At 39.8% G+C, this 18,816-nt stretch carries 17 protein-coding genes and 1 pseudogene; 14 read left to right on the forward strand and 4 right to left on the reverse strand.

The window, feature by feature from the left end:
* The coding region (locus tag DMI82_RS18710; protein ID WP_110104230.1) for a ParB/RepB/Spo0J family partition protein at positions 1-1,017 on the reverse strand (1,017 nt) is incomplete at its 3' end.
* A gap of 191 nt (positions 1,018-1,208) precedes the next feature.
* Between DMI82_RS18710 and DMI82_RS18715 the strand changes: the two genes are divergently transcribed.
* From DMI82_RS18715 to DMI82_RS18765, 11 genes are all read left to right on the forward strand, one after another.
* On the forward strand, positions 1,209-1,898 hold the full coding sequence (locus DMI82_RS18715; protein WP_278308666.1) for an ATP-binding response regulator: 690 nt from the start codon (positions 1,209-1,211) through the stop codon (positions 1,896-1,898).
* 256 nt (positions 1,899-2,154) lie between these two features.
* Positions 2,155-2,706 carry a hypothetical protein gene (locus DMI82_RS18720; protein ID WP_110104231.1) on the forward strand — a complete coding sequence of 184 codons (552 nt, stop codon included), beginning with the start codon at positions 2,155-2,157 and terminating at the stop codon, positions 2,704-2,706.
* A gap of 77 nt (positions 2,707-2,783) precedes the next feature.
* Positions 2,784-4,670, forward strand: coding sequence for a beta-N-acetylhexosaminidase (locus DMI82_RS18725; RefSeq protein ID WP_110104232.1), 1,887 nt, complete (start codon positions 2,784-2,786; stop codon positions 4,668-4,670).
* Between the two features lie 299 nt (positions 4,671-4,969).
* A complete protein-coding gene (locus DMI82_RS18730) occupies positions 4,970-5,635 on the forward strand; it encodes a response regulator transcription factor (RefSeq protein ID WP_059085761.1) in 666 nt (221 codons plus the stop codon).
* Between the two features lie 422 nt (positions 5,636-6,057).
* Positions 6,058-7,053, forward strand: coding sequence for a sensor histidine kinase (locus DMI82_RS18735; RefSeq protein WP_242981879.1), 996 nt, complete (start codon positions 6,058-6,060; stop codon positions 7,051-7,053).
* A gap of 99 nt (positions 7,054-7,152) precedes the next feature.
* Complete coding sequence (locus tag DMI82_RS18740; RefSeq protein ID WP_110104234.1) at positions 7,153-8,637, forward strand: DUF6034 family protein; 1,485 nt, start codon at positions 7,153-7,155, stop codon at positions 8,635-8,637.
* Position 8,638: 1 nt separating this feature from the next.
* Positions 8,639-9,529, forward strand: coding sequence for a hypothetical protein (locus tag DMI82_RS18745; RefSeq protein WP_110104235.1), 891 nt, complete (start codon positions 8,639-8,641; stop codon positions 9,527-9,529).
* Between the two features lie 18 nt (positions 9,530-9,547).
* Positions 9,548-10,276 carry an ABC transporter permease gene (locus DMI82_RS18750; protein ID WP_242981880.1) on the forward strand — a complete coding sequence of 243 codons (729 nt, stop codon included), beginning with the start codon at positions 9,548-9,550 and terminating at the stop codon, positions 10,274-10,276.
* A gap of 43 nt (positions 10,277-10,319) precedes the next feature.
* Complete coding sequence (locus DMI82_RS18755) at positions 10,320-10,970, forward strand: ATP-binding cassette domain-containing protein (RefSeq protein WP_044925097.1); 651 nt, start codon at positions 10,320-10,322, stop codon at positions 10,968-10,970.
* Between the two features lie 2 nt (positions 10,971-10,972).
* Complete coding sequence (locus tag DMI82_RS18760) at positions 10,973-12,283, forward strand: hypothetical protein (protein WP_110104236.1); 1,311 nt, start codon at positions 10,973-10,975, stop codon at positions 12,281-12,283.
* A complete protein-coding gene (locus DMI82_RS18765; protein WP_242981881.1) occupies positions 12,280-12,987 on the forward strand; it encodes a hypothetical protein in 708 nt (235 codons plus the stop codon). The genes DMI82_RS18760 and DMI82_RS18765 overlap by 4 nt, the downstream gene beginning before the upstream one ends.
* Before the next feature lie 135 nt (positions 12,988-13,122).
* On the opposite strand, the gene DMI82_RS18770 is transcribed toward DMI82_RS18765, so the two are convergent.
* The 3 genes from DMI82_RS18770 to DMI82_RS18780 form a co-directional block, all read right to left on the reverse strand.
* Complete coding sequence (locus tag DMI82_RS18770; RefSeq protein WP_110104237.1) at positions 13,123-13,773, reverse strand: hypothetical protein; 651 nt, start codon at positions 13,771-13,773, stop codon at positions 13,123-13,125.
* Positions 13,774-13,870: 97 nt separating this feature from the next.
* Entirely contained in the window at positions 13,871-15,175 is a 1,305-nt protein-coding gene (locus tag DMI82_RS18775) for a sensor histidine kinase (RefSeq protein ID WP_158526520.1), read from the reverse strand.
* 139 nt (positions 15,176-15,314) lie between these two features.
* Positions 15,315-15,980, reverse strand: coding sequence for a response regulator transcription factor (locus tag DMI82_RS18780; RefSeq protein ID WP_110104239.1), 666 nt, complete (start codon positions 15,978-15,980; stop codon positions 15,315-15,317).
* A gap of 938 nt (positions 15,981-16,918) precedes the next feature.
* Here DMI82_RS18780 and DMI82_RS18790 point away from each other — a divergent pair.
* The 3 genes and pseudogenes from DMI82_RS18790 to DMI82_RS18800 all read left to right on the forward strand — a co-directional run.
* Entirely contained in the window at positions 16,919-17,896 is a 978-nt protein-coding gene (locus DMI82_RS18790) for a M28 family metallopeptidase (protein WP_227574033.1), read from the forward strand.
* A gap of 140 nt (positions 17,897-18,036) precedes the next feature.
* The gene (locus tag DMI82_RS18795; RefSeq protein WP_015524968.1) at positions 18,037-18,411 is read left to right on the forward strand and encodes a hypothetical protein; all 375 of its coding nucleotides are present in this window, start codon (positions 18,037-18,039) and stop codon (positions 18,409-18,411) included.
* 312 nt (positions 18,412-18,723) lie between these two features.
* Positions 18,724-18,816 (forward strand): annotated as a pseudogene (locus DMI82_RS18800) (transposase); the annotation flags it as partial.

Below are 18,816 nucleotides of genomic sequence, written 5' to 3' on the forward strand. Positions count from 1 at the left end.
CATTTCATGCGCCTCGCCTACAATCTCAACCGAGCGTTTCCCGACATCGCCTTCCGCAACACCTTTCAGCCGCCCGCCCTGATGCTTGATGTCCTCAACCTCGAGTTCCAGCAGCGCGGACAATTCACTGGGGAGCATCCCGTCACGCTGCTTGTTGCTGTCCTTCATGGCCTGTACCGCTTCGTGGTCGGTCATTTCACGGACGATAAAGGGCATTTCCTCCAGTCCAGCCAGCTCACTGCCGTGGGTACGGCGATGGCCCGCTACAATTTCATAGCCGTTTCCGTCTTTCTCCGGGCGGGCAAGACCGGGAACCATTACACCGTTTACGCGGATAGAAGCAACGATTTCCTGCATCTTCGCATCGTCCCGTACCTTAAAGGGGTGCGGACGGAATGTGTGAAACGGATGAACCTCGGAAAGTTTCAGATAAACCAGCTTGCCTTCCTCAACCGGGCGGGGCGGTGTGGTCGGCTCGGGAGCCGTCTGTTCCGCAGTAGCAGTTTCCTTCGGTGCCGTATCCTGTGCGGGCTTAATGGGCTCCTTGGCATCCGGGGCCTTTCCGTCACTTCGGGACACTTTGTCTCGTTTGGACGGCTTGGGCTTGTCAGGGGCCGTCTTATCCGCCTTGGGTGGGCGGCCCTTGCGGGCCCCAGCCGATTTCTCCGATTTTTGATTTTCAGTCGCGGCCTTTTCTGCTTTCGGCGGACGGCCACGGCGCGGCTTTTTCGGTTCCTCCGTATTGGCGGGCTGCGGTGTTTCTCCGGGGGCTGCCGCCTCCGGCGCTTCGGGGGTTTCCGCCTTTTCGACTTCGGCGCGGGCGTTCTGTCTCTTTTCTGCCATAAGCTCATTGATTTTGTCAAAGGACACAACCACATCGCCGGGCTCAGGTATGGCAGGCCCGGTCTGTTCCTGCTGGGGTTCAGATGCTGCGGCCTGTTCGGGTGTGGCGATAGGCTCGGCGGCCTCCGGGGAAATATTCTCCGCAGGGCCTGTGTTCAATTTTTCATCGGCCATTTACGATCCTCCTTTTCGTTAAAGTTGCACAAATTAGAGCGCTAAAATTTTGTAGTTATTTTTGTGCCTCCTTTCCGTCTATCCACGCAAAAAAGCCGCCCGTTTCTCATGCCGGACGGCTTTTTGCGTAATGTGATAGATCAAATATTATTTTTTCTGGTTTGCAGGCTCCGAAAAGCCTTGTATTTACAGTGTTCCTAATAGGAAGTAATCATATACTGTTGGAGTTTCACTGCAAGGATACCGGAGTTGGAATGAGTAAAGAATTTCAGAACCATATTTTTGAACCATTTACTCAGGAAACAGGCGGTGCAAGATCTGTTTATGGAGGAACAGGTCTTGGTATGCCAATTACAAAAAAACTAATAGAGAAAATGGGCGGTACAATTAAGTTTGAAAGCGAGAAAAATGTAGGAACCACATTCATGGTACAGCTTCCATTCCTTATTTCTGCTGATATGAAGCAGGCAGAAAGCCAGGAAGATGATGTATCAATTGAAGGCATGAGAATCCTTTTGGCCGAAGATAATGAATTGAATATGGAAATTGCGGAATTCCTTCTGACAAATGCAGGAGCAGAAATTATAAGGGCTTCAAACGGCAAGGAGGCTGTTGAAGTATTTGCAAAATCAGGTGTTGGTGAGATCAATGTAATTCTGATGGATATTATGATGCCAGTTATGGATGGACTGGAAGCTACCAGAGAAATACGTATAATGAACAGAAGTGATGCATCTGCTGTTGTGATTATAGCTATGACCGCCAATGCTTTTACAGAAGATAAGACTAAAGCACTGAAGTCTGGAATGGACGATTATCTTACCAAACCACTGGAGTCAGAAAAACTGATTCGTGCCTTAAGTAGATATAAACACAATTAACAGTAACGTTCTTATTAGCCTGATTCAGCCATAGAAACAGGGTGTGGTACGAAATATTATGCGTAAATTTATAAAATGGAACAGTAATTCAGACAAAGAGGGGCATATCAATTGGACAATGATATGCTCCTCTGCCGATGTTTGTTAACTGATGCATTTTGTTTATATATTCCCTTATTTTGTACATGGACTCTTTTATATGGAAGGTGTATAGTGAATGAAAACTATATGATGAAAATTATGGAGGCATAAGATCATGGCTGACTTGATAAATTTTGTTACGCTGTTGAATGGAAAATTTGATAATAAGGATCAATTTGAAAAAATAAGTAAGACAAATCCACAGTATCCATATGCAAAGCATATCAATACAATATGTAATTCCAGAATTGCAAATCTCCCAAATGGTTTCGAAGGCGTATTTATGATTGAAGAGAGCTATTATTCTGTACAGGGAACTACCCGCTCTTCTTCACATTTGTTTCTTTTCATGGAAGAAAGTAATTCAATAAAACTTATTTCTTATGAGATACCGGAAGGATATGATAAAAAGAATTTTACTTACAAAATGTTCAAAGGTGCCGACTATGATCAGCTAAAATGTTCTGCAAAATTTACTCCTGCATTTTTCAGAAAATCAGGTGATATATGGGAAGGCGGAAGTGTAAGTATGTTTTCTCCCGTATTGAAATTTTCTCTGCATGAAAAGTTCACTGAAAATCAATTGGAAGTATCAGAGTCCATGGAAGTAAATGGGAAAAGAACTTTTGGTTATGATGAGCCGATTATTTACAAACGAATAAAATAGAACATTGACAGGAGATGCTCTGCTAAAAAGATTGATTTATTAAGAAGAGCAGAATTCCTAAAGAAAGAGGAATACGTATGAACATTGTTTTTTCATCTGATAAGAAAGAATATAATACTATTAAAAAAGGTACTGAAATACTGCTGGCTGAAAATGACGGTTTCAACCAAAACATAGAATTGTTTGTTAAATTTCAGGACAGACCAGAAATATTGATCAATAAAAGAAAAAACCAGATTCATATCATCTGTCGGGAAATATCTCATTATTACCGGGCACTTAATTATGCCATACATCATATGGAAGAGGATGAATTTCAATATCAAGAGCATGTCTGCTTTGAAAGAAACGGTCTTATGCTGGATTGTTCCAGAAATGCTGTATTTACAGTTGAAAAGGTGAAATTCCTGATCAGGACACTGGCAAAACTTGGAATGAATGTACTCATGCTTTATACAGAAGATACCTATGAAGTAGAGGGGCAGCCTTATTTTGGGGCTTATCGAGGAAAATACACCAAGGACGAAATAAAAGAGCTGGATGCTTACGCTTCCATGTTTGGGGTAGAGCTTGTTCCGTGTATTCAGACCCTGGCTCATCTGCACAATGCGCTGAAGTGGCCGGGAATGGATAAGATTCGTGATTCTGCGGACATTCTCCAGCCTGAAAAAGAGGAAACTTATCAGTTTATTGAAAAGCTGCTCAGCTCAGTAAAAGAGAATTTTTCTACCAACAGGGTACATCTTGGAATGGATGAGGCTGTCATGCTGGGACTTGGAAATTATCTAAAAGAAAATGGATATAAAAAAGGGTCACTGATAATCAGGGAACATTGTAACAGGGTCGTAGATATTTGCAGAAAATTAGAATTAAAGCCTATGATATGGAGTGACATGTACATTACAGCAAATTCTACAGGCGGATACTATGATCTGCCCGAAAACACGGACTGCTCCAAATGGGAAAAACCGAAAAAAGATTTAGGATTAGTATATTGGGACTATTATCATGATGATACCAGAACCTATGAAAAAATGCTGGATATCCATGCGCAGCTTTCGGATAACGTTATTTTTGCAGGAGGATCTTGGATTTGGAACGGAATTTCCCCCAATTATTCTAAGACCTATGCGTGTACCAAGGCAGCTCTTTCTACTTGTAAAAAATACAATATAAAAGAGGTGCTCTGTACAGCATGGATGGATAATGGTGCAGAAACCCCGGTGGATGCTTTGCTTCCGGGACTTGTACTTTTTGCACACCTTGATTTTCACGGAGACTATGACGAAACAATCCTTAAGCAGGAGTTCAGGAACTGCACAGACGGAGAATTTGATGATTTTATGGCACTTGACAATTTTGATTCCTTATTCTTAAATACGAAAGAGAATAAAGAGGCTCAAAATCCTTCAAAATATCTGTTATACCAGGATCCAATGTTAGGCATTTTTGATTATCATGTGAAAGAAGCAGGTGTCAATACAAAATCTTACTACCAAAACATACAGAAATGTATGAAGGAATGTGCAAAAAAAACAGGAAAATATCAGCTTTTATTTTCATTTTATGAAAAACTGGCGGCGGTATTAGCTGATAAAGCCGATTTGGGCATGTGTATAAAATCAGCATATGACAGATCGGACAGAGCAGCGTTAAAAGATATCAGTCAGAATGTTATTCCTGAAATCATCTGCAATCTGACAGATATGAAATCATCAAGAGAAAAAATCTGGATGAACGATGCAAAGCCATTTGGTTATGAGATCCTGGATATAAAAATCGGTGGCGTGATTACAAGACTTAAAAGTACAGGATACCGGATTGACAATTATCTGAATGGAAATGTGCTTCGTCTGGAAGAGCTGGAAGAGGAAAGACTTCCCTATTTTACCAAAGGAATAGACAAGCGGGAGAACTTATGGAATCGCATCATCAGTGGATGTGATTTGAATGACACGATCTGATAAAGGTAAATGAAAGGAATCAGGCTACGTATGAAAATTCTAGTGATTTTAATAATTTTTGTATTTGCATTGTCTCTCTTTCGAATGATTCTGGAATGGAGTAAAAATAATAATAAATGCTCTCACCAGCGTTATAAACGATCAGAAAATAACGGTTTATACAGGAAATCAAAACTATTCTCACAGAATGGTTTTGGTTTCCTTTTTTGCTGTTACAAATCAGTTACAACTGCAATACAGAATTTAATGTATAATTAACCTGTGAAAAGATATTTATAAAAACATGTGAGGTAATAATTATGAAGGCAAGAATTCTTGTGATAGAAGACGAAATGTCAATCAATGACCTGCTATGTATGAATCTGGAGATTGCAGGGTATGAAACAGTAGGATATCTGGATGGAAATGAGGCATATGAAGCAATTATTCAAGATCATGCGTTTCAGTGTGCACTTGTAGATATCATGCTTCCCGGAAGAGACGGCTATAGCCTGTTACCGAAATTGAAGCAATATGAAATTCCCGTAATATTTCTTACTGCAAAGGGAGATATCGCGAGCAAGATAAAGGGATTAAAAGACGGTGCAGAAGATTATATTGTAAAACCATTTGAAATGCTGGAAGTGATGGTCCGTCTTGAAAAGGTACTGGAACGTAATGGCACTGTACAAGAACAGATTCAAATTGGTGATGTTATCATTGATACGTCTAGTCGTACTGTTACAAAAATGGGCATGGAAATCTATTTAAAGCCAATGGAATATAACTGTCTCATGGTGTTCGCCAAAAACCCGAATAAAGCACTGACTAGGAATCAGATTCTGCAGGAACTGTGGAATGAAGAGTTCTGCGGAGAAACAAGAACTGTGGATGCACATGTGGGTCGTATCAGGAAAAAGCTTGGATGGCAGGATAAGATTAAAACAATTCCCAGAATCGGTTACAGACTTGAGGTGGATTTATGAAACTCTTAATAAAGATCTTTGCTCAGACTACATGTATTATTCTGTTGGTATCGTCAGGGATCTTTCTCTATACCACTTATTGTTGGAAAAATCAGAGTATACAGAATATCAACAGTTATGAAAGCAGTATATTCAGAACAAATATCTTACAGTTTGAAAATAAAACAAGCCTTTCCGACAATCAGAAACAGAATGCCGACAACGAAACGCGCCCCCAAATAGTTACTTATGCTTTTCGGCAGGTTTTTCATGACAGCGCGGTTTTATATCTTGATGGAAAAATGACCTATAATGGAACTGTTTATGAATTCGATGTAAAAAAGTTAAGAGAATTATGTGCAAGTAAGGCAAACATGGTGGATCATGGCAGCAACAGTGATGGTCATGGCCCTATGATCAGTCAGATAAATGGAAGGACACTTTTGTTATTTTACTATGGCAATATAAATATGGGATATCAGATTGTTACTTATAAAGATATAACAGATGTAATAGAAAAAAGTCATCTGCTGTTTTTTCAGACGGGTGGATTTACTTTATCTTTGATCGTGGTGATGGGAATTATCCTTTATTTGAGCCTTAGAAAAATCACAGCACCGCTTACAGGCCTAAGAGAAGCTACGCTTCTTGTTTCTGAAGGTATTTATGATTTTAAAGTACCGTCAGAGGGAAATACAGAACTTGCGCAGGTAGGTGCAACCTTTAATTTTATGACAGGTAAAATAAAAGAACAAATTGAAAGTCTTTCTAACATAAACCGGACACAAAAACAGCTTATTGGAAGTCTGGCTCATGAGCTGAAGACCCCAATGACTGCAATCATAGGCTATGCAGATACATTGCTTACTGTGCGCCTAACCCCAGAAAGGCAGGAGAAGGCTCTGATTTATATTGAAAATGAATGTCGCAGGCTTTCAAGACTTTCTATGAAAATGCTGGAATTAACCGGACTCTACGAAGCTTCGGAAGACTCATTCAATCCAGTGGAAATACAGGTGGATAACTTCCTGAAAGAAGTAAAAGAACTCATTGATTGCAGGCTTCAAGAAAAAAACATCTCTCTTGATGTATTTTGTGAACCAAAAGAATTGGTAAAGAAGTTTGATCAGGACTTAATGATAAGTGTAGTGACAAATCTAATTGATAATGCAGTCAAAGCTTCCAGGAAAGAATCTAAAATTGTGCTTGAGGCAACCCCAGACCATCTGATGGTTCAGGATTTTGGAAAGGGAATACCGAAAGAGGATCTGGAAATGGTGACGGAACCATTTTATATGGTAGACAAATCTCGTTCCAGGGCAAAAGGAAGTGTAGGGCTCGGTCTTTCTTTATGTCAGAAAATTATAGAACTGCACGATTTCCAACTGAAGATTGAAAGCAATCCGGGAAAAGGAACTACCGTCTCTGTTTTCTGGTAATCACACTAACGTTTACATATCAGTTACAAATCGCGAAAGATTTGGTGTAATGCTCGATGATATACTTATAACAACCTTAGAAAGGAGATATTACCAGAAATGAGAAAAAACATAAAAAAGTTTGCAGGAATAGTGCTTTGTATTGGAATGTTTACAGGATGCGCACAGACCCCGGATTCTTCTTTGGTAAAGCCGAAGGGGAGCAAGGCTGTAGATGCTTATACGGAAGCGGATGATGTTAGCGGTTCTAAAGGAGAAGCATCTGAAAGCAAGAACGATGACGGTTCAGAGTCAAAGACAACCATCAGGAATCTCATTGATGCTCCTCAAAATTATAAAAGCCATGTGGAAGATGACAGTGCCAAGCTCGTGGTAAATACAGATGCAAGCGTAGAAATTCCGGAAGTGGAAAAGATATCTGCTATTTCTGTCACTGCGGCAGAAGTCACACAGGAGCTTCTCGACCGTATTACAAACGCATTCTTCTCAGAGGCAAAACTTTATACCCTGGATAGTTATTATGTGAAGACAAAGGATGAAATTAAAAAAACTCTGGATGAACTAAAAGAAGACGTTGCTAACGGAAACCTGGATCCGTATAACTATGGAACAGACGATGATGGGAATTATGTCTATGATATCTATGAAGATATTGAGACATGGGAACAGGAATACGAAACTGCTCCGGAAAAGAAAACCCTGACAGAGGCAAAACCTGTTGCCGGAAATTATTTCAGTTGTATTGCACAAATGCCAGACGATTCACAATACTACTATATGATATCTTCCGATGGCTCCGATACCTTGTCAGTCAAGATCAAGAAAGCAGCAAACAAGGGCGGGAAAAAAATACCGGAAGATGCAATGTGGTGTGACTACGGATATTCTGAAGAGGAAGAAAAACCCACAGAAGAATCTATCGGGCTGTCCCTGGATGAAGCAAAAAAACTTGTAAAGGAAAAATTTGAAAAAATGGGCATCACAGATTTACAGTTTTCTAACTGGAATTACGCGGTGTGCAAAAGTTTTGAAGGCGATAATAGTTCAGGTAATTTTGGAAATGGATATAGAATTGATTATGCACGTACCATAAATGGTGTGCCGGTAACTCAGACAATTGCAGACGGTGGGGCATTGGAAGATATGGACAGCACGATGGAAACATGGTCTTATGAAAGTCTCTGTTTCTATGTCGATAAAGATGGCATAGAAAGCATGACTTATTCAAATCCCTACACAATTGGTAACATAAAGACAGAGAATTTAAATCTTCTTTCATTCAGCGAGATTATGAAAATTTATGAAAAAATGATGGTGGTAACAAACGCTGATAATATGCAATATGAAAATTCCAGAGTCTATAATATTGATCGGATCGTTCTTGGCTATGCCAGAATATATGAGCCGTCTACTGACGCACACACAGGTATTTTGATCCCCGTCTGGGATTTTTTCGGCAGCATGACTTCAGAAAGTGAATATAACGGAGAAACAGAATCAAATACCAGTAAAGATCCGAATGAAAGTTTCCTTACCATTAATGCCGTGGATGGCAGTATAATAGACCGGAATCTGGGTTACTGACATGAGACAGGTATTTGGAATTGTAAGGTACAATTTCTTCGGATTTTTACGCAATCCCAAAGTTATTTTTGTATTTCTGTTAGAATTTGTACTTAGTTTCCTGCTTACAGGCAGAATCATGGTTGTAATGGAGACCTACGATACACCGGTACAGGCCATTGAACCATTTATCTGGACATTTGGGGATGGGATAGCAGTACTGTCCAGTTCGCTGCTCTTGCTTCTTATGTTTTCTGACCTGCCGAAGATGACACCTATTACTCCATACCAGCTGACCCGGACAACCAAGAGGAAATGGCTTTTAGGTCAATTCATTTATGTTATTTTTGTAACTGTTTTATATACGGTTTTGATGCTGCTGTTTACGGCCGTGCTGTGTATGAAAAAGAGTTATCCAGGTAACCTGTGGAGCGAAACTGCGGCCATGCTTGGTTATTCAGAATTAGGAAAAAACCTGCAGGTCCCTTCTACAGTAAGAGTCATGGAAAGTATTTCACCTTATGGCTGTATGCTGCAGGTTTTCTTCCTGCTGTTTTGTTATTCGCTGACCTTAAGCTTTGTAATCCTTGTAGGGAATCTCTATAAAGGGAAGACCAAGGGTATGATTTTTGGTCTTCTTTACAGTGTATTTGGTTTTTTATTGGACCCGAAAGTACTGGCTGCAATTTTACATAAAGAAAAATACGAAATGTATCAGGTAAATGTATTAATCTGCTGGATCAGTCCTCTGAACCAGGCAGTATACGGAAAACATAACTTGGGTTATGATCCATTGCTCCCGAAAATCTCGCATTCCTATATGTTTTTTCTGGGTATTTTAGTTCTTCTTGCAGTTTTTGCAATTAACCGGATGAAAAAATATACCTTTGAATTTCTTGGAGAAAAGACATGATCGGAAGGGGGAAAACCTATGTGGGGTGAAACAAAACGTATGTTTTTTAATAAGAATTTTCTGGCAGCATGGCTGATAGCCTGCATTTCCATAGCCATTGGACAGACTTATCCCAGCTTAAAAAAAGCACTGACATGTGGTACTTTTATCAGTATACTGGAAGGTTCCTTAAAAAGTCAGGCAGTATCTTTTGCCATTCCGGTAGCAGCCGTATTGCCATGGAGTGATTCCATTCTGCAAGAATATAAAAGTGGATTTTTAAAGGAGATACTTCCCAGAACGACTCGCAGACAGTATATCGAAGGTAAAGTTTTTTCCATTATGGTATCTGGTTTTATGGTCTGGACGTTATCTATACTAACGGTACTTTTTATCAATTTTATTGTGTTCTATCCGCTGGAGATAAAGGGTGCTATTCAGAAAGAAGCACTTCTGGACTTACTCATGAAGGCATTTCGGACAGGACTTATCGGAAGTATCATAAGTACTTTCGGTGGAAGCTGCGGGATTTTATGGGATTCTGCTTACATGGCATATGGAATCCCTTTTGTAAGCTTTTATTTCGGAATTATCCTTCATGACCGCTATTTTAAGAATCAGATATGGTTTTATCCAGTAGAATGGATACTGGCTGATGAAAATTGGGGACCGGACAAAATAGGAGTTTGGCTATTTCTACTGTTGTTTTTATTCGTAATGCTGGGAATTCTGGGAGGTGTTTTATATGGAAGATTGGAAGAAATCTGAAGGGACATTTAATCTGGCCTGTGATCCGCAAAGAGCAAGTGGAATGATGCAGAACACCTGCGTAAAAATAGAACACGTGACCAAACGTTTCGGTGAAGACATCGTGTTACAGGAAGTAAATCTTTCCCTGAAAACAGGGAACGTCTATGGGATTGTTGGAAATAATGGTTCAGGAAAGACCGTCCTTATGAAATGCATCTGTGGGTTTCTTCCTGTAACTACGGGCACTATTTTTGTATTTGGAAAAAAAATAGGCCATGATGTGGATTTTCCTGAAAGTCTTGGAGTTATTATCGAGACTCCCGGTTTTCTTACACAATATACGGGCTTTAAAAATCTGGAGATCCTGGCAGACATGAATGGCCGGATCTCGAAGGCCGATATCCGCATAGTCTTAAAAAGGGTAGGGTTGGATCCGGACATGAAGAAACCCGTCGGAAAATATTCCCTTGGAATGCGTCAACGCCTTGGTATTGCACAGGCCATTATGGAAGATCCTCTGTTTTTGATCCTGGATGAGCCGTTTAATGGACTGGATAAACATGGCGTGGAAGAAATAAGAGAACTGCTGCTGGATTTAAAAGCAGCAGGAAAAACCATTTTGCTGGCAAGCCATAATGAAGAGGACATCAGAATCTTATGTGACCACGTATATGAAATGGATGGAGGAATCTTAAGAGAAAGGACTGCCTGATAATGAAAAATTTATTTGTAAAAACGGCATTAGTATTGTGTACGACAATAATATTTCTTCCAGCTACCGTTTTTGCCACAGAGCCTCAAAACACGGAAGTTACATCTGCTGAAGAAGGATTTACGGACTCAGATCCGTCCGTATCTTATGAGAATGATAACTCGTTAACCCTTGATGAAAAAGAGGATGAATCTACGAGTACCGAACCTCCGAGTACCGAACCTCCGGCAGAGGATGAAAAGACTCCTGATAAAGCTGATACCGATAAAGAAAATCCGAATCCGGATATTTTTACATCAGGAGATGACTTTGGTGATGGTTCTAAATCGAATCCTTTTCATGTTGTAATAGACAGTGATAATCCGGAAGACGGTGACGCCCCGCAGATAACAGATCCGGTTATAGACAACGGGTATTCGGGCGGTGGGGGAGGAGGTAATTCAACATCAGACTCATCAAGTGAAAAAATATTACATAAACCGCAGGTATTATTAGAAGACAGCAATCTTTCAGGTGGACGATTGGAGGCTGGTTCTACAACAGAAATGTCGCTGACATTTCGAAATAAAAGCTGCAGTCAAAATGTATTTGGTTTAAAAATTTCCCTTTCTACAGAGAACAAAGGAATTGAATTTGAGAAAAACTCTTTTTATGTACAAGTCCTGGCTCCTGGTGAAGCAATTACTTTGGAACAGATGATTACTATAACAGAAAACTGTGATCCTGGCCAGGCTGTCATTACTTTTTCTCTGGATTATGAAGATTCGAAAGCAACGGCAACTACCGGTACAGAATTACTGTCTTTTCAGATCATCCAACCGGTTCGTGTTAAGCTGGAAGCTTCAGATATTCCATCTGTTTTATACACTATGGATACAGTAGAGATCCCGGTAAAAGCAATGAATCTAGGAAGAGACAAAATATACAATGCAAGTGTCAGCTTAAAGGCTGATGAATTAAGCTCAAACGATACTGCATTCTTAGGGACCATAGAGGCCGGAGATTTATCCCAAGGAAGTCTTCGCATATATGTAAAAGGAAAAACAGGAAAATGTGCAGGACAATTAATTCTTACGTATGAGGATGCAGATGGCAAATCATATGAGGAAGAAATAAAATTTGATTCTGAAATCAAAGAAACCCAGATAAAGTCTTTAAAGGTTGAAGATGACCAGGAGAAAACCAATAACTGGTGGTATTCCATAGTTGCAGTTGTTGCAGTACTGCTTATTTCCATAATCCTGATTCTGGTCAGAAAGCTTCATAAGAAAAATATCCTTCTCGAAGAAGTGAGAAAGGCGGCCTCTCATTGAAAAGAAAAAAAATAGACAGCTTTACCTTATTTGTCATACTTCTGCTGTCATTGATATTGACATTATTAGTGATGCTGCTGGCGGGTATGAAAGAAGAAAAACGGCAATTTGCTGTGTTGCTCCCACTTGGAGATCTGACTTATGATGAAGATTTCTTGCAGAAAGCGAAGAAGATAAAAGGTATAAAAGAAATCTGGCCAGTCATAGAAGTCCCGGTTGTCATCAAAATTGAAGATTATACGGAAACAACGACTTTTTTAGGAATTGATATGAATGCGTTTGGAAAAAATCCAACTCAGAATGAGCTGGGGAAGATGCCGTTGTTATTGCTGGGAAATGGTTCCCTGCAGGATATGAAAGACTATAATAATCATGCTATTTCAAAAAAGCAACAGGAAAAATACTTAGAGATGGGTGAAAACCTGAATATTTTTTATTCCCTGGATGAAAAAGAGAAGGATACTGCCAAAGCCACGGAGGATCTTACCACTTTATCCGGCAATTCCGCAAGAGAACCGCAGACCTCATATATGCCCTGTAAAGCCGCTGTAGTAATAGAAGGCAACGAAATCTACATACCCATCTACCAGGCACAGGATCTCTGCAGAGAAATAGGAGAGCCTTCTGAAATCAGTAAAATATATCTAAAAATAAATGGAAAGAATAACCTGGAGAACGCAAAGAAAATACTTTCAGGAATTTAACATAATATATAGCAATTCGGCGATTGCCTTCGAAATGGTCTCGCGGCGGGCCGCTGCTTTAAATGGGCGTATCAATTTGTCTGCTGTACGACGTTTTTTTTTCTTTTGCCATCGACCGGCAGAATGGCTTAGTTATTATTTCTGAACGGAGTCCGCTTCTTCTTGTGTGAGTTGACCATTTTTAACTGCATCAGAAATAGCTTTGTCTAATTCCTCAACTGTGGAATAATCCCCGATGTGTACTGCTTTTCCGTTATCTTTTGTTATATCAACACTATAAGAGGAAACTACATCTTCAGTAGGTGGAATCATGGAGTAGGTATCGCCGTCACCGTTGTCTTTGGAATACAATACTCCTTTTTTGATACTTTCCAGAGTTCCTTTATAGCTGTCCATCATAGCAGCTACGCTTTCCTGTGTAAATTCATGGAATACGCCTTCCCCATCATACCAACCATCTCCGGTTCCAATCAAAGATTCCATTTCTTTTTTCTGTTCGTTCATCCACGCCTCATATTCATCAGCTGTCCACCACTGCACATCTGGTGCTGCATTGTTCTTCTCATAATCTGCCTCATCGACCCAATTTTTACCGTCAACGCTGATTTGTCCACCGTCTGTATCCTGATAGAGAATATCTGCACTGGATGTGTTTCCTGTTTCGGATGTTGAAACCTTTGGTGTATCCGAAGCCAATGCACTTGCATAACTTGCATAAGTAACTCCTGCAATGCTTAAACAGATTGCTCCACACAGTCCTATTGACCAAATTTTTTTGTTCTTCATTGATAAAACCTCACTTTCTAAAAATTGTAGCTACCCTCTTGAGGACAGCTATAATATAACAAAGCAACTTGGATATAATTTGCAAGGATTATGGATTTTAGATGGAGTTGTCTATCGGCTGCCTGCAAGGCAATTCAAACCAAAACAGTACACCATTGTTTGTATTTGAAATGCCGTACTTTGCTTGGTGCATTTCCATGATTTTGCCAACAATATAAAGCCCTAATCCGCTTCCGCCGGAATTACGGTTACGAGATGTATCTGCCCGGTAGAAGGCTTCAAACAAATGTGGAATAGAATCGTCAGGCACACGGACACCTGTGTTTTCAATTTCACCACGAATTGTACCATGCGTTTCGGACAAAGATATACGAATCAGTTTACCACTTGGAGAATAGTGAGTTGCGTTTACCAATATATTTTGAATCGCCCGTTCCATCTGTGCTTGTTCCACTTCACAATAAAGACGGGTAGGAATATTTGCTTCAAGGCACTGTTCCTTTTCTTCCAATAAATCTGTTACAGTGGCAATCTGTACCCGAAATATTTCCGCAAAATCAACGGTTTTATATTCAGTTTTTTGAGTTCCTTCCGCTTTGGAAACATACAGCAGCTCTTTTACCAACTTTTCCATCCTATCGACAACGGCCAGGGAACGCTCCATGTACTCTATATGGTTTTCATAACCGCAGACTCCGTTCAGCATTCCCGCCAAATGTCCTTTCAAGATGGTTAGTGGTGTTTTCAGTTCATGGGATGCTGCCGAGAAAAAGTCTACCCGCTGTCTTTCTAACTCCTGTTCCTTTTCAATATCTGTTTTGAGCTGTTGGTTGGCAGTTTGAAGGTCGTTCAATGCAGTGGATAGCGAAGCAGACAATGAATTTAGATTTTGCGCCAAACACCCTAATTCATCTTCTCGTCCTGTACCACATTGACCGGAAAAATCCAATTCTGCCATTTGCTTTGAAATCTTGCTCAGTCGCACAATAGGTCGAGTGATGTACCGTGTATAGAGCCATGCACAAAGGAGCGAAAGCAGAAAGATCATTAGGATAACATACGGAAGAATAGACAGCAATACCTTTGTTGCCTGCTGTACAACGAACAAATCCGTTTGAACTGCCAATTCATAAGCAGTACCGTTTTTTAACGTGAACGGGTAAAAATTTGTCGTGGTTTCCCCAGACGGTTGCATATCTATGAACGATTCATCTTCATCGAATGTAACTGTGCAATCTGCCGAAGCAGTAGAGGTTTCCATTGATGCCTCGTCGGGATATATCATACGACCGTTACTATCCTCAATCCAAAAAGCAGCATTTGTTTCCTTTGAAAAATTAGATATGTCATTTTCGCAATCAGATATATTGTCAAAGGATGTCATTTGCTCAACAAGGTGCATAGCGGATTTCTCCGTAGCCGAATTTATCAAATTGGAGTATGTCGTAGGTAACAGTTTTGAAATGAAAAAATATGTTCCGCCGCAAGCTGCACCCAGTAGAAGAAATGTAATTATAAAAATCTTGACGGATAACCGTTGCTTAATGTACTTTGTCAATTCTGTATCCCACCCCTCTGATTGTTTTGATATAGTCAGCATTCAGCTTTTTGCGAATGTTCTTTATGTGACTGTCAACGATCCGATCTTCGACCTCCAAATCGTCCGCCCACAATCGGTCAAGTAGCATTTGCCGAGTAAAGACCTTTCCCTGATTTTCAAGCATAAGCCTAAGAAGCGCAAACTCTTTGCTGGTTAAAACAACCTCGTTTCCGCCTTGATATACATGGAATCCGTCAACGTCCATACTCAGCTCTTTATAAGTAAGCAGGGGTTGATTTTGATTTTCCACAGTCCTACGGCGAAGAATAGCCGCAATCTTGCACAGCAGGATTTTGGGCGAAAAGGGCTTTGGAATGTAATCGTCAATCTGCTGTTCAAAACCCTTCAACTGTTTTTCTTCATCCGAAAGCGCAGTAAGCATAATAATAGGGACTTGTGACCGCCTACGAATGACCTCACATACACCATAACCGTCGATTTTAGGGAGCATGATGTCTAACAGCACAAGGTCGATGGTATCCCCAAACATTGCAATCCCTGCCACACCGTCAGAAGCAACAGCAACTTCATATCCCGCATCAATCAGATGGTTCTTTAATATATCCTGAATGTCAATATCGTCCTCAACAATTAAAATCTTCTGCATTGTTCCACCTCCGATTTTTCAAATATAGCAGAGAAATATGTATCTATTATGGAGTCTCAAATTTTATCCGCATTTATTTTACCGCCATTCTTTCAATCTATCAATGTTGTCATCGGGTATGTAGAATAAAATACTACTAAAACATAAAACTGCGTATCGTCCTCATAATCAAACCTGAATACCTTTTACCAAATCGTCACCTTGCTGGACATTTCCGTAGACCAGTTCTTTTATCCTGACAGGCAGAACAGCGAAAGTAACTGCTGCCAGCACATTGATGTCCTTATAAACTCTAATGAAAAAGAATTTGTCGTGATAGAAGCCACAACCGAGGGCATTAAGAAAGCCAGAGAAACGGAGGTTCCAGGAAAATCTACATACCCATTTCCCAGGCACAGGATCTCTGCAGAGAAATAGGAGAGCCTTCTGAAATCAGTAAAGTATATCTAAAAATAAATGGAAAGAATAACCTGGAGAACGCAAAGAAAATACTTTCAGGAATTTAACATAATATATAGCAAGAAGTCTCCTTCCTTTACAGATGTGCAATGAATTGTAAAAGTACTGTACGAACGCTGTAAAAGCAAAAAAGAACACTTGGTTGGTGATGCAGTTCATGGTATAATAGTATCAGTTGATAACATAAATGATAAAAAAGCTAATTTTGTTAAAAAAGGATCACAATGTACATTTGAATATCAGATTTACTGCTTTTTGATCATGTGGTTGTAGTGTTCCGTGCATAGCCCAGAATGGAACTAAGTAAAATTATCAATGTCTGTTCCTTTTTCAAAATCTGAGATTTAATTGGCAGAAGTATATCACATGATAATGTTTATGGTATGGAAAAAAGCTTTCGTTGTAGCCTATGGTTCTGCATGGAAAGTTATTGGATAAAAGATACTGATTAATACTTGGTAAAATGAGGGAGCTCACAAATGAAAAAAATTACAATTGCCTTAATTATGGTTATATCATTAATAGCACCAATTCAGACAATGGCGGAGAGTGTTACTCAGAACGGTACAATAATAGAGCCTTTGGAACAGAATATTGAACAGATCATCGATGAAATCACTTCTGAACCGCGTCCAATAAATTCTGATGCAATACAGAATGTAAAAGAATATATTAGTGAATATTTTGGCAATCAGGGATATGACAATATAGAATACCAGAAATTCGAATATAACGATGAAAACAATGAGAATGCAATAAGGCATTCCTCGCAGGCGGATGTGTTTCTGGCATCAACAGCCGAGAATGCAATTGTTGACGGCATTGGTGAAAATATCATTGTGACAAAAAACTCATCCATTGATACTACAAAAAATCTGATCATAAGTGCCCATTATGACAGTGCAGAAGATTCGGTGGGCGCCAATGATAACGGTTCCGGAGTGGCAGCAGTGCTTGAACTGGCAAGGATTTTAAAAGATACAGAGATACCGTATAATATAAAATTCATCCTGTTCTCGGGCGAAGAGAAATATATGCTGGGTTCAAGATGGTATGTTGGTAAGCTGACGGAGGACGAGCGGAAACAGATCATCGGAGTAATAAATATTGATACTATTGCAGAAAAAAGTGATCTGGGTTATATGGCGATGATCGAAGGAAACAAAAGACCAGACAATGCGGAATATGATGATGAGGGATTGAAAAAACTGGCAGAATTAAATAAAAACAGTATGTCAGAACTATTTACACCCAGTGACAGATTTTTCCTGACAATGGCAACCAACAGTGACCATTATCCGTTTGCATTAGTGAATATCCCGGCAGTATCTATTGTCCAGGACTGGCAAGATGGTTTGAACGTGAATGATAGTTCTGATGTAAAAGAAAATATGGATATACAGAGAATTGTGGAAGTGATTGATCAGGTTATGGAAGTACTTCCAACGATCAATTAAATTTATATCAAAAATCTCCCACTAATGGTAGTGTCAGATAAAAAACATTGTAGAAGTCAGTAATATTAATGTTTTTCATGGTGCTAGCACGGTGTGAAGTCGAAACAATCAAATACTGACAGAGACTAGGAGGTGGAATAATGAAAAAATGGATCGTGATGCTGGCGGTACTTGTTATGTTCTGTCTGGCGGGATGCGGGGAAAAGCCGATGACAGCAGTGTATTTTCATACAGATGATAACAGCTGGTATTTTGCGGATCTGGACACGGACACGATTTTCTCCGGAACGATACCGGATAAGCTTACGGATGAGAATGGAAAGAAGCTGACAGAGGAAGATATGACAGACGGAGATGTTTACCTAATCTATGGAGATGGTATCATGCTGGAAAGCTTCCCGGGACAGTATCCGGGAATCACAAAGATGGTACGGAAAGAACAAGGCAATCAGGAAAAGGCCGATCATTACCGGAAAGAGCTGCTTTCCATGATGCGTCCGGTGACTGGAGAGTGATAAAATAAAGCTTTTTTATAAAAATATTAAAAGAAAATATATATCCATTTCTTCTATATTTTGATAAACTATATATTAAGGCCACTGAGAAGAATAAATTTTAACAAATGTAGCAAGAATTCTCCCACCTCTTCAGGTGGTGAGATGAATTGCACATCTGAGCATATCTGCTCAAAAAAAATCTCTATAGTATAAAAGAAACACTCGTTCTCCCTTCCCTGATGTAGTATACTGAAAAAGAACAATTAGTTCATAAATACATATCCGTCGATATAAGAAAAAGGACGATAAATATAATGGAGTTAGACCATGAAAGATGCATTCTGGAGTCAGATCTTCTGTCTGCTCAGTGCAGGCGGAGCAACGATTGAAACGATACGGCAGTATATAGAAAGCCAGGGTGAG

Origin of the sequence: Blautia sp. BCRC 81119 (assembly GCF_003184505.1) — a bacterium.
Classification (GTDB): Bacteria; Bacillota; Clostridia; order Lachnospirales; family Lachnospiraceae; genus Blautia_A; species Blautia_A fusiformis.

Excerpts from the sequence above, each read along its gene's own strand:
- DMI82_RS18720 (WP_110104231.1), top strand. The coding sequence starts at position 2,155 with ATGGCTGACTTGATAAATTTTGTTACGCTGTTGAATGGAAAATTTGAT.
- DMI82_RS18725 (WP_110104232.1), top strand. The coding sequence starts at position 2,784 with ATGAACATTGTTTTTTCATCTGATAAGAAAGAATATAATACTATTAAA.
- DMI82_RS18730 (WP_059085761.1), top strand. The coding sequence starts at position 4,970 with ATGAAGGCAAGAATTCTTGTGATAGAAGACGAAATGTCAATCAATGAC.
- DMI82_RS18740 (WP_110104234.1), top strand. The coding sequence starts at position 7,153 with ATGAGAAAAAACATAAAAAAGTTTGCAGGAATAGTGCTTTGTATTGGA.
- DMI82_RS18745 (WP_110104235.1), top strand. The coding sequence starts at position 8,639 with ATGAGACAGGTATTTGGAATTGTAAGGTACAATTTCTTCGGATTTTTA.
- DMI82_RS18750 (WP_242981880.1), top strand. The coding sequence starts at position 9,548 with ATGTGGGGTGAAACAAAACGTATGTTTTTTAATAAGAATTTTCTGGCA.
- DMI82_RS18755 (WP_044925097.1), top strand. The coding sequence starts at position 10,320 with ATGATGCAGAACACCTGCGTAAAAATAGAACACGTGACCAAACGTTTC.
- DMI82_RS18760 (WP_110104236.1), top strand. The coding sequence starts at position 10,973 with ATGAAAAATTTATTTGTAAAAACGGCATTAGTATTGTGTACGACAATA.
- DMI82_RS18770 (WP_110104237.1), bottom strand. The coding sequence starts at position 13,773 with ATGAAGAACAAAAAAATTTGGTCAATAGGACTGTGTGGAGCAATCTGT.
- DMI82_RS18775 (WP_158526520.1), bottom strand. The coding sequence starts at position 15,175 with ATGCACCTTGTTGAGCAAATGACATCCTTTGACAATATATCTGATTGC.
- DMI82_RS18780 (WP_110104239.1), bottom strand. The coding sequence starts at position 15,980 with ATGCAGAAGATTTTAATTGTTGAGGACGATATTGACATTCAGGATATA.
- DMI82_RS18790 (WP_227574033.1), top strand. The coding sequence starts at position 16,919 with ATGAAAAAAATTACAATTGCCTTAATTATGGTTATATCATTAATAGCA.
- DMI82_RS18795 (WP_015524968.1), top strand. The coding sequence starts at position 18,037 with ATGAAAAAATGGATCGTGATGCTGGCGGTACTTGTTATGTTCTGTCTG.